Origin of the sequence: Fibrisoma montanum, assembly GCF_003583365.1 — a bacterium.
Classification (GTDB): Bacteria; Bacteroidota; Bacteroidia; order Cytophagales; family Spirosomataceae; genus Fibrisoma; species Fibrisoma montanum.
Map to the genome: position 1 here is coordinate 436,491 of NZ_QXED01000005.1, position 13,021 is coordinate 449,511.

Annotated in this window: 11 protein-coding genes; 6 read left to right on the plus strand and 5 right to left on the minus strand. The window is 56.4% G+C overall.

Annotation, left to right across the window (positions count from 1 at the left end; translation table 11 throughout):
- Window positions 1-13: 13 nt before the first annotated feature.
- Both DYU11_RS18780 and DYU11_RS18785 read right to left on the minus strand, forming a co-directional pair.
- Window positions 14-802 (minus strand): queuosine precursor transporter, encoded by a 789-nt coding sequence (locus DYU11_RS18780; RefSeq protein ID WP_119669242.1) that lies wholly within the window; start codon window positions 800-802, stop codon window positions 14-16.
- Window positions 803-901: 99 nt separating this feature from the next.
- Window positions 902-2,317, minus strand: coding sequence for a DUF6427 family protein (locus tag DYU11_RS18785; RefSeq protein ID WP_119669458.1), 1,416 nt, complete (start codon window positions 2,315-2,317; stop codon window positions 902-904).
- A 257-nt stretch (window positions 2,318-2,574) separates the two neighbouring features.
- On the opposite strand from DYU11_RS18785, the gene rbfA reads away from it, so the two are divergent.
- The 3 genes from rbfA to DYU11_RS18800 all read left to right on the plus strand — a co-directional run bounded on the left by rbfA (window position 2,575) and on the right by DYU11_RS18800 (window position 6,817).
- Window positions 2,575-2,952, plus strand: coding sequence for a 30S ribosome-binding factor RbfA (rbfA, locus tag DYU11_RS18790; protein WP_119669459.1), 378 nt, complete (start codon window positions 2,575-2,577; stop codon window positions 2,950-2,952).
- Between the two features lie 88 nt (window positions 2,953-3,040).
- A complete protein-coding gene (locus DYU11_RS18795) occupies window positions 3,041-4,258 on the plus strand; it encodes an ABC transporter permease (protein WP_119669243.1) in 1,218 nt (405 codons plus the stop codon).
- A 6-nt stretch (window positions 4,259-4,264) separates the two neighbouring features.
- The gene (locus DYU11_RS18800) at window positions 4,265-6,817 is read left to right on the plus strand and encodes a M1 family aminopeptidase (RefSeq protein WP_119669244.1); all 2,553 of its coding nucleotides are present in this window, start codon (window positions 4,265-4,267) and stop codon (window positions 6,815-6,817) included.
- A 9-nt stretch (window positions 6,818-6,826) separates the two neighbouring features.
- Here DYU11_RS18800 and DYU11_RS18805 read toward each other — a convergent pair whose 3' ends face one another.
- From DYU11_RS18805 to DYU11_RS18815, 3 genes are all read right to left on the minus strand, one after another.
- Window positions 6,827-7,897, minus strand: coding sequence for a mevalonate kinase family protein (locus tag DYU11_RS18805; RefSeq protein WP_119669245.1), 1,071 nt, complete (start codon window positions 7,895-7,897; stop codon window positions 6,827-6,829).
- Complete coding sequence (locus DYU11_RS18810; protein WP_119669246.1) at window positions 7,898-9,124, minus strand: sugar MFS transporter; 1,227 nt, start codon at window positions 9,122-9,124, stop codon at window positions 7,898-7,900.
- A 92-nt stretch (window positions 9,125-9,216) separates the two neighbouring features.
- The gene (locus DYU11_RS18815; protein WP_119669247.1) at window positions 9,217-10,605 is read right to left on the minus strand and encodes a Gfo/Idh/MocA family protein; all 1,389 of its coding nucleotides are present in this window, start codon (window positions 10,603-10,605) and stop codon (window positions 9,217-9,219) included.
- A gap of 369 nt (window positions 10,606-10,974) precedes the next feature.
- Between DYU11_RS18815 and DYU11_RS18820 the strand changes: the two genes are divergently transcribed.
- The 3 genes from DYU11_RS18820 (at window position 10,975) to DYU11_RS18830 (ending at window position 12,936) form a co-directional block, all read left to right on the plus strand.
- Window positions 10,975-11,439, plus strand: coding sequence for a 6-pyruvoyl trahydropterin synthase family protein (locus tag DYU11_RS18820; RefSeq protein WP_119669248.1), 465 nt, complete (start codon window positions 10,975-10,977; stop codon window positions 11,437-11,439).
- Window positions 11,399-12,133, plus strand: a complete 735-nt coding sequence (folE, locus tag DYU11_RS18825) for a GTP cyclohydrolase I FolE (protein ID WP_119669249.1) — start codon at window positions 11,399-11,401, stop codon at window positions 12,131-12,133. Before DYU11_RS18820 ends, folE begins: the two co-directional genes overlap by 41 nt.
- A 95-nt stretch (window positions 12,134-12,228) precedes the next feature.
- A complete protein-coding gene (locus DYU11_RS18830) occupies window positions 12,229-12,936 on the plus strand; it encodes an SDR family NAD(P)-dependent oxidoreductase (RefSeq protein ID WP_119669250.1) in 708 nt (235 codons plus the stop codon).
- The last annotated feature ends 85 nt before the right edge of the window (window positions 12,937-13,021 follow it).

Here is a 13,021-nt window from a genome sequence, read left to right on the forward strand (position 1 = left end):
GGGCAACGCAAGGTCACATAAATGAACTCATGGCTGCTTCGTTTGCCAGATCTTTGGCGTGGTCCTGGCCGAGGTAACGGTCAATAAAGTAATGCGCTACGTAGAGCACCGGCGTCAGGATTACGGCCGTAAACGCCTTGTAGATGTAGTTGATAATGCCCACAGCCAGCACCTGCGCGAATGACCAGTTGCCGAACACGTAGAAGGCAATAAACAGTACGACAAACGAGTCGATCAACTGCGAAACCAGCGTGGAGCCTGTCGCACGAAGCCATATTTTCCGGCTGCCGGTTATCTTTCGCAGGTACTGAAATACGGACGCATCCAGGATCTGCCCGATCAGAAAGGCCGTGAGTGACCCGATAATGATGCCAAGGCCCTGCCGGAAAATCATGCCGAAGGCACTGTCGATGTTGATTGGTAAACCAGCCGGATCTTTCGCATTTACATCCAGCCAGAACTGCGCCGGTGGAAGCGTCGTTACGGCGTAAATAATCAGAAAGCTGTAGCCGACGAAGCCGGCGGTCAGAAAGGAGATGCGCCGGACGCCCGCCTTGCCGAAATACTCGTTAATGATGTCGGACGTGATGAACACGAACGGCCAGATGACGGCACCGGCGGTGAGGTTGAAATCCAGCACAAAATCGCTGAACAGGTGAATCTGAGCGGGTTTGGTGCCTATTAAGGTTTCAACCGAAAAGATTTTGACGCCGATGATCTCGGCTACCAGCGCGTTGGTCAGGAAGATCGCGCTCAGGAAAATATACAGATTGGTCCGTTTGTTAGTAAACGTGTAAGCCATTGGTTGATTGATGGAATGAACGTGGGTTGCGAACGTATGAGCGTCCGGACGGAAATTTACGCCATAAACCCCTTTTTATCTGCCACCTGCCGCTAAATTTTACACGCCTTTTCGCCGATAAACGCCCGCAATCGAGGTCGGTTCATACTGGGCGGCCAGGGCCGGCGCCCGCTGAAACAGCTTTTCTATTACGTTTTCGTGATCGACAATGTAGTCCGGGGGGTCTTTCCGGAAATGATCGAATACGTTGATGACAGCCTCGTAACTATCCAGATTCCTGAGGTCGTATTTGGCCAGGTCCCAGCTCAGGTACGGGGTAGCCAGCCGATTCTGCCGGTAGGCGCTCAGGTCTTCGCCAATAATCAGGACCTGCTTGTTCCTGATGTCGGCGGGGAGGGGCGAGGGCTGGACCCGCAGGCTACTGAGCCGGCCGAGTTCCAGACCCGGAATCAATTGCAGAGCGCCCTGGTAAAAAACCAGCATCATGATGCCGAAAGCCCCTGTGAAACTGAGTTCAGCCATCCACGATTTTCGGGCGTTCTCGAAGTAGTACACCGCGAAATACGCCATTGGAATCACAAAGCTCAGAAACATCATCGGGGCCAGAAACGGCATGAGCACAATCGTCAGCACGGCCGTCAGGAAGTATAGCATCATGATCTGCTGCACCCGCTGCTGAAAGTTGACGAAGCTGCGAATTGTATTGAACAGGCTCAGGAAACCCAGTACGCCCAACCCCAGCGGAATCAGCAGCGACGTGAACAGAGCCTGAAAATCGGTCAGTGAATACTGCCGCACCCGGAACACCGACGCCAGCAGATTCCGGTTAAAATCGTCCAGGCTGTCGTTCAGGTAATAGAACAGCACCGTAACGGCAATCGGGAACAGAAAACCGAACAGCGACAGCGAATGCTGCCGGAACGTAGCGCCGGTATACAGCAGGAGCGACAGGGCGGCCCACAAAATAAACAGCGCCGAGGGAAGATAGAACAACGCGGCCAGACCAATGTAGAAGCCAACTTCAAAGACCTCGTCGGTAGCGCCCCGGCGATCCATCTGCTTGATGAGCGTTCCAAAGGCCAGCAGCAGAAAACTGGTCGACAGCAGCACCGGCGACAACGTGAGGCAATCGAACGACAGGTGCAGGAACAACATGTAAATTAGTCCCGGCCAGAAATACCGGTCGGGGTAGACATCGCGGTTGTTGGTGACGTAGTTGAAATAACCGATCTGAAAAATAGAAACGGCGGTAGCCGCTGCGTGGTAGGCCAGCTGCGACCGGCCAAACAGGGTGTCGAGGCCCCAGTAAACCAGAGCCGACAGCGGACTGACGCTATCCCAGATGTCGCGGTACAGCAGATCGCCCTGACTCATCTGTTCGCCGATCAGCATCCAGTTGAGTTCAGGAATCAGCAGGGGCAGCGGATGCAGCACAAACGGCAGTCGGATCAGCATCAGCAGGGCCAGCAGGCTGAGGTATTGATATGGAACGTAGGTTCGGAAAAAACGTAGCAAGTTGGTCTGAAAGTCAGTCAGTTGTTTGGTCGATGGCGTAAACCGGCAGCGAATGGCTACCCGAGTCAAGGCATCGACTAATCTGCGAATTTAAGCTCCTTTTCGGCAGAACGAAAAAACCTGCGGATATTTGCAGAATGGGTATTCGGTCGGCGTTCTTTTTCTGCGACGTATCCGACGAACGAATGGACAACCCAACGGGCGACAAACTATTCGACGCAACAACCGTTCACCTAAATACCCAGGTTATAATTGGTATGGAATCGAAACGACAACAAAAAGTAGCACGCCAAATCCAGAAGGATTTAGGCGAAATATTTCAACGCGACGTACCGCACTTGTTCAACGGAGCCTTCATTACGGTTACCAGCGTTCGCGTTTCGCCGGATTTAAGCGTAGCCCGGGTCTACCTGAGTTTTCTGGCCACCAAAAACAAAGAGATGCTATTGGACAGCATCCGCGAAAAGAGCCGGACTATCCGCCAGCTCCTCGGGGAGCGGGTGCGTCACCAGCTCCGGATTGTACCTGATCTGAGTTTTTATATCGACGATACGGCCGAATACGCCGAAAAAATGGACAAGCTCTTCGCCGGTCTGGACATCCCACCCGCCCCGGAAGAGGACGAAGACGAATAACTAACTGAATGATTGAGTTATTGAATGATTGAATCATGGACTTCTATAAATTCAATGATTCAATAACTCAGCAATTCAATCATTCCTGATGAACCTCCCCACCTGGATTGCCCGCCGGTATTTTTTCTCGAAGAAGAAGCGCAGCTTTATCAGCTGGCTGTCCATTTTGTCGATGCTCGGCGTGGGTGTCGGTACGATGGCGCTGGTGATTGTGCTGTCGGTTTTCAACGGGATGGAAGAGCTGAACCGCACGATCTTCAGAACGTTCGAGGCCGACATGACCATTTCGCCCCGCCAGGGTAAGCGCTTTACGGCGTCGCCCGCCCTGCTGAATCGGCTCCGGCAAACGCCGGGGGTGGGGTTGCTCACCCAGGTAGTGCAGGACAACGCCCTGGCTCGCTACGCCGACGGCCAGACCGTTGTGCAGCTTAAGGGGGTCGACGAAAATTACCTTCAACGGCGGCAACTGGATACGGCCCTGGTCGAAGGCCAGCTGCTGTTACGCGATCAGGGGATCAACTACGCCATCGTGGCGGAGGGCGTGCGGAACGACCTGAGCATATCACCCGTCGATATCCTGACGCCCCTTGAGTTATGGTACCCGCAGGGCAACCAGACGACGTTCAACGTCCTCAACGCCGACGCGTTCAATCGACAGGCGCTGAACGTCTCCGGCGTGTTCTTTATTGAGCAGCGCTACGACAACTTTGTGCTGGCTCCGCTGCCGGTGGTGCGCGACCTGCTCGGCTATGCCCCCGATCAGGTGACGGGCCTGGAGATTCAACTGCTGCCTGGCACCGACGAAGAGACCGTCAGGCAGGCGTTGCAGACGGTTGTGGGTGAGCAACTGCGCGTACAAAGCCGCGATGACCTCAACGTTGACCTCTATCGGGCCATCCGGGTCGAGAAACTGTTCGTAGGCGTTACGTTGTCGCTGATTATTCTGGTGGCTTCCATCAATATCTTTTTCTCGCTGTCGATGCTGGTGATCGAAAAGCGGGAGGATATCCAGATTCTCTACGCCATGGGCGCTACGTCGGCGCTCGTTCGCCGGATTTTCCTGACCGAGGGGGCGATCATTGCCCTCACTGGTGCGCTGGTTGGGCTGGTGCTTGGCATAGTGATCTGTCTGTTGCAGGAACAGTACGGCTTTATCCAGATGGGCATGGTCAGTTCGGTCATTGATGCGTATCCGGTGCGGCTTCGACTCAGCGATATTCTCGTTACTGGCGTCATCGTCGTGCTGGCCACCATCCTGACTTCCTGGTTTCCGGCCCAGCGAGCCGCCCGGACCCGTTTAATTTAACGTACTATGCACCGGTTGTCGACCTGTTTGCTGATGAGTCTGGGGCTGCTGGTTGGGGTCATAAGCCGGGCGCAGGTACTCACACCGGTCGATACTAGCCGCGCTACGTTCTATCTGACCCGTACCGGTACCTATCATCCCAGCCACCCCCGCCGGATCGACCTGCTGCATACCGAGCTGAACTTACGCTTCGACTGGGCCCGACAGTACGTTGAAGGAACGGCCACGCTGCGTTGTACGCCTTATGTCTACCCGCAAACTACGGTCGAACTGGATGCCAAAGGCTTTCTGATCCGGAGCGTCGTGCTGATCGATACGCTTGACCGCAAGCCGGTCAGGGATTCACTGCGGTACGACTATGCCGATGGGCAGAAGCTGCGGATCAGCCTGCCCCGGACCTATTCCCGACGCGATACGTTCGATCTCCGCATTGACTACGTAGCCCGTCCGAACGAACTGCCCGTAGGAGACAGTCAGGCCATTACGTCGGACAAGGGCCTGTATTTCATCAACCCCACCGGCAGCGAACCCGACAAACCCCGGCAAATCTGGACGCAGGGCGAAACGGAGGCCAATTCGGCCTGGTTTCCGACCATCGACGCCCCGAACGAAAAGATGACCCAGGCCATCAGCCTGACCGTCGACAATCAGTTTCGTACCCTCTCGAACGGGCGGCTGGTTTCCTCCCGGCAGAACCCCGACGGGACACGTACCGACCGCTGGGTACAGGCGTTGCCTCATGCGCCGTATCTGACGATGATTGCCGTGGGGAACTTTGCCTATGTGAGCGACCAGTTGCCCCGCACGCCCGACCGCGGACCTCTGACCGTGGGCTACTACGTTGAACCGGCTTACGAGCCGTTCGCCCGGGCAATTTTCGGGCGGACACCGGCCATGATTACCTTTTTCGAAAAGCGGTTCGGTACGCCGTTCGTCTGGGATAAATACAGCCAGATCGCCGTGCGGGACTTCGTTAGCGGAGCCATGGAAAACACCACGGCGACGGTACATCAGGAGGGGGTACAGATGGATGCCCGCGAGCTGCTGGACGGCAACTCCGATGCGGTCATTGCCCACGAACTGGCCCACCACTGGTTCGGCGATCTCGTTACCTGCGAATCGTGGGCGAATCTGCCCCTGAACGAAGCTTTTGCCACCTACGCCGAGTACCTGTGGTTTGAACACGCCCAGGGGCGGGATGAGGCCGAACGGCACGGCCAGATGGATCTGTTGCAGTATCTGTCGGAGGCCGAAACGAAGCAGGAGCCGCTGATCCGCTACCGCTACGCCGACCGGGAGGATATGTTCGACGCTCATTCGTACGCCAAGGGCGGGCGGGTGCTGCATTTCCTGCGGAAGATCATCGGCGACGATGCGTTTTTTCGGGCGTTGACCGGCTACCTGACTCGCCATCGTTTTGGAACAACCGAGGTAGAAGACCTGCGCCAGGCTTTTGAAGAAGCTACGGGCCAGGACTTGCACTGGTTTTTTGATCAGTGGTTTCTGTCGCCGGGCCACGCGGTGCTGGCCGTTGAAACAACGTACGAAGCAGGCCGTGTCAACCTCCGCGTTACGCAGAAACAGGATACCACCTTTACGCCAATCTACCGGCTGCCCGTCCGGGTCGACATCTGGGTGAAAGGCCAGAAAACCAGCTACGACGTCGTGGTTGATCAGGCGCAGCAAACGCTGACATGGCCCGCCGACCAACGCCCTGATCTGGTGCTGTTCGATGCGGACCACCGCCTTGTCGGTACGGTTGATCACCCCAAACGTCAGGCCGAACGAGTTTTTCAGTACTACCACGCCGAGCTGTATCAGGACCGGAGTGAGGCCATTCTGACCCAGGATAATGCGACGCTGGCGACTGATGGCGACGCCCGAGCCATGGTTATTGCCGCGCTGAATGACCCGTTCTGGCAAATCCGGCAGATGGCGGTCGGAAAATTTGCCAGTTATGCGGGCCCACAAAAAGCGGAGGTGCAGCGGTTGATCCGGGAGCGCCTTCGGAGCGATCCATCGTCGGCGGTGCGGGCCGAAGCCGTTCTTACGCTGGCGTCGTACAACGATAAAGCCAACCTGCCGATGATTAAGGCGGCCCTGACCGATTCGTCGTATTTGGTGGTGGCGATTGCGCTGGAGCGGTATCTGGCTGCCAAACCGGCCGATGCCAAAGCCGTAGTGGCCCGGCTGGAACACAGTCGGCAGGGCGAAGTGCTGTCGGCGGTGGCGGATTACTACGCCGAAACGGCCGATCCGGGTCGGTATGACTGGTTCGTAACGACCTGGCGAAGCCTGAAGCCCGGCGAGCAGTACAACTTTTTGCAGGTGTTTGCCAAATACCTGCTGCGATCGTCGAAAGACGTACAGCAGCGGGCAGTTCCATTGCTGGAGAAAGCCGCCCGAACCGACCCGTCCTCGTCGGTCCGGTTCGGGGCGTATCAGGCGCTGGGGCTGCTGCTCGACGTACCGGGCGTTGAAGCGCTGCGGCAAAGCATCCGGGCAAACGAGCGCGACCCGCAACTAAAAGAACTGTTTGAAAAGCTGGGCGCTTACTAGCCCGCCAGACTAGTCCGCTACGGCACCCTGAGCGACCTGAATCACGTACGCTTTCCCGCCGGCGCGTTCAATCGCTTCGGCAACGACGTTGGGCTGGTCAGGCGCGTAGACGAACATACAGCCCCCGCCACCGGAGCCGTTGATCTTTCCGCCCAAAGCCCCTGCGGTACGGGCAGCCTCAAGCATCCGGTCGATCTTGGGGGTTGAAATCCGCTGGGCATCGCGCAGAGTGGCCTGGTGGTCGGTCAGGAGCTGGCCCAGTCGGGCATGATCGAGCTCGGGAGCCTGCAAAACCGTCAGGGCTTCGCGCAATACGTCGCGGTTGGCCAGCGTACCTTTCAGTAGTACATACTCGTCTTTGGTCAGAATGTCCTTGTATTCAGCCGCATCGGTCAGCGACCCCGTATGCAGGGAAAACGCCGGATTGATGCCATTGATGCGTTTCAGGATGTCTAGCATACCGAACTTGACCCGTCCCAGAATCCCCAGCGTATCCTTTGGTTCCTGCGAATCGCCCAGCACAAACGTACCGAGCCTGGGCCGGAGGACCGTCAGATTAATCTGCGGTTGCGATTCCAGATAAATCACGTTGCCAACGGCGGTGGAGTAGTGGTCCATCATACCGCCCGGTTCGCCAAATTCCAGCACCTCGGCCCCGTAGGCCAGTTCGGCCAGTCGCTCGGGCGGCAGCGGTTGTGGGTGGTCGGCCAGACGGGCCAGGGCATTCAGCCACGTAACGACCAGCGCCGATGAGCTCGACGTACCGGAATTGATGGGAATATTCCCCCGAACCGTTACGTCGAAGCCACTGGAAAAGGTATAGCCTTCGCGCAGCAGTACATTGAGAGCCGCCCGGTAATAGTCCCGGTCCTGCACGTAGGGCAGGGGCTGACCCGCAAACGCAAACTGCTCGTTGGTGCCGAGGTCAGGCAAATGCAGCCGTACTGTCGGTTCTTGAATCCGCTCGGCAGTGAGGGTGATCCGGCGCGAAATAGCAGCCGCTATGACCGGCAGGCCGAGGTAGTCCAGGTGTTCGCCAAAGAGACAGATACGGCCGGGAGTTGACGCAGTAACCCCCATTTACCAGCTCGTTTTCTTATAACCCGTCGTTGCGTAGTACAGAATAAAGCCAAACAGGGGCAGCAGCAGGGCGTAGGCCAGCTTGGGACTTACCGTATCAGACAGGTAGCCGTGCAGCAGCGGCAGCACCGCCCCACCCGCAATGGCCATGATGAGCAGGGCCGAGCCGATCTTCGTGAAACGGCCCAGCCGGTTCAGGGCCAGGGGCCAGACGGCCGGCCAGATGGGGGCAATCGCAAAGCCGAGCAGCGCAATGCTCAGAATGGACGTGAATCCATCCGTTGCCAGCGCTATCGTCGTCAGAACCAGCGCCAGGGCCGACCCAAACTGCAGGGCCTTTTGCTGCGAGATCACTTTGGGAATCAGTACAATACCCAGCAGGTACCCCGCCAGCAGTCCGTACAGCGTGTAGGTCGTGAAATACTTGGCTTCGTCGTTGCTGAAACCGATGGCCCGGCCGTAGTTGATGATGGTATCACCGGCGATAACCTCCGCGCCGACGTAGCAGAACAGGGCCGCTACCCCGAGCACAAGATTCGGGAATTGCCAGACGCTGGTATGGGCCGTTGCGCCCGAACTGCCGGTGGTGTCGTCCTGCTCTTCCGACACTTCAGGCAGGGTTGAAAAGCGAATCAGAAGGGCCAGCACGATCAGCACCCCCGTCAGGATCAGGTACGGTGTGACCACTTTTTCCAGACTGGCCGTACCCGCTACGGCATTGGCGCTTCCGAGCAGCAGCCCCCCAAAAATGAACTGACTGCTGATACCCGCCAGCTTATTGGCGATACCCATAAAGCTGATCCGCTGGGCCGCGCTCTCGCGGGGGCCAAGAATGGTGACATAGGGGTTGGAGGCTGTTTGCAGGATCGTCAGACCGATACCAATCAGGAACAGCCCCGCCAGAAACAGGCCGTACGAAACGGTATTGGCAGCTGGAACGAAGATCAGCGTACCAACGGCCATCACCAGCAGCCCCAGCGACATCCCGTTCTTGAATCCCGTCCGTTTCAGTACCGCCGACGACGGAATGGCCATGAGCGTGTACGAAATAAAAAACGCAAAGGCGACCAGATTCGACCCGAACGTACTGAGGTTGAACGCCTGCTTGAAAAACGCAATCAGGACGCTGTTGACCCAGGTAACAAAGCCAAAAATAAAGAACAGTGCACCGATGATGAGCAGCGGGCCGAGGTAGTTTGCGCGGGTTTGAGGAGGTGTCTGAACCAAAATTCTAGGGATTTAACGGATTAACAGAATGACTAATAAACGCCAATTTTAGCAAAATCCTGTCAATCCGTTAAATCTTCTGGAAATCCCGGTCAGAAATTGTCCGTCAGGCCGAAGATCCGCGGATTGGTTTTCCACTTCCCCCGCGTAAAGTCGGGGATTTCGACGGGTTTGCTGCCCTGCGCGATACTCTGCTCCGACAGCGGACTAATGGCACTCCAGGCGGCTGCGTCGTATACGTCGATGGGTGGGGGAGTTTTGCTTTTCACCGACTCGATAAATGCCCGCAGCACGAAGAAGTCAATGCCTCCGTGGCCGGCATTATCGGCCGCCTGGGCGTGGCGCTTCCAGAGCGGATGGTCGTATTTTTCCTGGTACGCAGTAAACGGCTCCCACGCGTGCGCCTTCGGACTGACCTTTTCGAGGTAGATCATGTCGTTGTCGTCCATCCAGATGCCTTCGGTGCCCTGGGCCCGGAACCCGAGCGAATAGGGCCGGGGTGAGTTGGTATCGTGCATGATGACAATATTCTCGCCGTTGGCGCACTGGATCATCGTCGTGACGACATCGCCCAGTTTAAAGTTGACCTTGGCGTTGGGGTGGTTGGCCCCGCCCTTGTCCACTACGTACTTGTGCAGGCCCCGGCTTTTGGTAGCCATGCTGGTCAGATGCATGAACCGATTGCCCCGGTTGATGTCGAGCCAGTGGGCCACCGGGCCAAGGCCGTGGGTTGGGTAGAGATCCCCGTTACGGTCGACGGAGTGCTGCGTGCGCCAGCGGGCTTCAGCGTAGCCTTTGGCCCCAAACTCGGCCCCGCCCCCGGCGTAGTGCTGTCCGTCATTGAATTTGATGTCGCGAAGGTCGTGTTGGTAGCCGCAGTGCGCGTAGGTCATTTCGCCGAACAGCCCCTGCCGGATCATGTTCAGCACGGCCAGTACGTCGCGCCGGTAGCAGACGTTTTCCAGAATCATGCACGGCACTTTCGTCTGTTCATAGGCATTGACTAGATCCCAGGATTCTTTCAACGTAACGGTGGCCGATACCTCCAGCCCGGCGTACTTGCCCGCTTTCATCGTTGCCACGGCCATGGGCGTGTGCCACTCCCAGGGCGTAGCAATCACAACTCCGTCCAGATCATCGCGTTTGAGCATCTGCAAAAACGCTTCATCGCCTTTTGTATAGGCTTCGGGGAGTTTACGGCCCGCCTTCTGAATGAGCGCGTTGGTGCGGGCAATGGCATCCGGATCAACGTCGCAGATGGCCGGAATCACCACATCATCGCGGAACAGAGCCTGCTGTACGTGGCTGCGGCCGCGCGAACCGACGCCAATGAAGCCCAATCGTACGGGGCCGTCGGCGGCCTGATAGCCGGCGGCAGACACCGCCGAAGCAGAATTCAGGAGCACATCGGGCAGGAAGGGTGTTGCGGCTCCGGTCAGGGCGGCTGTGCGAAGAAAGGTACGTCGGGTTGTTGACTTCATAGCGAAATGCTGGAGGATGGGTTGGAAACGTTAAAGAAACAAATTTTTCTAAAAAACCTACTGGTTAAACGCCCAATTCTGCCGTTAAAACAGAACCTGAAAACCGGGGAACGAACCCGGAAAAACCGGTGTTTTAGGAGTGAAAGGGTGAAACGACGTGTTTAACATTTGTTTGAAAACGTTGAACAAAAAATTTAAAACACGGGTTATCTCTTTGTCAATCGCACTCCAAGAAGCGTCTGGCCGACTGGGTATCCGGAACCCGATCTGACTGGCTTAACGGCTTTCCACACGCTTCGCGGTCTGCCTGTGTTGTACACAACCTTTGTAACGACAGGTTGACTGGTTTTTTACTTAGTAAATGAAACTATGGACATTTTGCAGGTGGAGTCACCACGTGTGAACACAACCGACGTGGTTGTGCCGCGGGTGGCAGTGTTCCGGAAGGAGCATTTTAACGCAGCCCATCGACTGCACAACCCAAACTGGTCGGACGAAAAGAATGAGCGTGTGTATGGTAAGTGCAACAACCCCCACTACCACGGGCACAACTATGAACTGATTGTACAGGTGGCCGGGCCGGTCGATCCTGAAACGGGCTACGTCATTGACATGAAGTACCTCGGCGATCTGATCAAAGAACACGTAACCGAACGCTTCGACCACAAAAATCTGAATCTGGACACGGAGGAATTTGCTGATCTCAATCCTTCGGCCGAAAACATTGCCATCGTTATTTACAACATTCTACGTAACCTGCTAAGCGACAGCTTAGATCTTAAAATCAGATTGTATGAAACTGAACGGAACTTCGTCGAATACCCCGTTGCTTAATGGCAAGCACCACAATGGCTCATCCGTCGATGCTGTGCTGGCAGAAGAGATGGGTGATGCGCACGCGGCTGCTTCGCTCGAAACACCGTTGCGCGACGACGCATTCGACCTGGATGATGACTTGAAGATTGACCTCATTGAGGAGCATTTCCGGGAAATCATGCAGATTATGGGCCTTGATCTGACCGACGACAGCCTGAAAGGCACACCCCGGCGGGTCGCCAAAATGTACATCAAAGAAGCGTTCAGTGGGCTGAATCCGGCCAATAAGCCGGGCACTACGTTATTTGATAATAAGTACCAGTACAACCAGATGCTGGTAGAGAAAGATATTACGGTGCATACGTATTGCGAACACCACTTCGTACCGATTATAGGCAAAGCCCACGTTGCGTATATCTCAAGCGGTAAGGTGATTGGCCTGTCGAAACTGAACCGCATCGTGCAGTATTTTTCCAAGCGTCCGCAGGTGCAGGAACGCCTGACCATGCAGATCGCTGATGAACTGAAGAAAGCGCTGGATACGGAGGATGTAGCGGTGATCATCGACGCCAAACACCTGTGCGTTTCTACGCGGGGGGTCAATGATACGGCCAGTTCGACCATTACCTCGGCCTACAGCGGGAAGTTCGAAGAGGAAGCGACCCGGCAGGAGCTGCTGCGCTATATCAGCGTCTCCACGGCAACAATCTAGGCAGTTTGTAGTTCGTAGTTTGTGGTTTGTAGTGTTCATGAGGGTAACCGGAAAATGGACTACAAACCACGAACAACAAACTACAAACTGTTTTCATGCAAGGCAAACAAATCCTTATCGTTGGTGCCAGCTCAGGCATTGGCCACGCGCTGGCCCAGCACCTTCAGACGCAGGGCGCGACGCTCTTTACGGCCGGCCGGCAACAGCCCGAAGGCATTCAGTCGACGCACATGACGTGGGACGTGACGCAGCAGTCGGCCGCCGACGCGCTCAATCAACTCCCCGATACTCTCCACGGCTTGGTCTACGCACCGGGAACGATCAATCTCAAACCCTTTCAGCGGCTTACTGTCGACGACTACCGTTCGGACCTGGAAGTTAACGTACTGGGTGCCATAGCTGCCATTCATGCTGCCTATCCGGCCATCAAGAAATCGAAAGCCGGGAGTATTGTCCTGTTCAGCACCGTTGCCGCCAAACTCGGAATGGGCTTGCACTCATCCGTTTCGGTGGCTAAATCGGCGGTTGAGGGACTGGCTAAATCCCTGGCGGCCGAATTTGCGCCCTACAATATTCGCGTCAATGCCATAGCCCCATCGCTGACGGATACGCCCCTGGCCGAATCGGCAGGCTTGCTCGGTGATGACAATAAGCGCGATGCCGCCAAAAAACGCCACCCATTGAGCCGGTACGGTACGCCGGAAGATATCGCTGGTATGGCCGCCTACCTGCTCTCCGACCAGGCCGCCTGGATTACCGGCCAGATCATTGGCGTGGACGGCGGCATGGGGAATCTCAAATAAAAACCCACCCGATACCAAAGCATCCGGAGCGGAACGCGTTTGTTACTGACGCGTTCCGCTCGTTGGTTTATGGCGGGCCGACGCC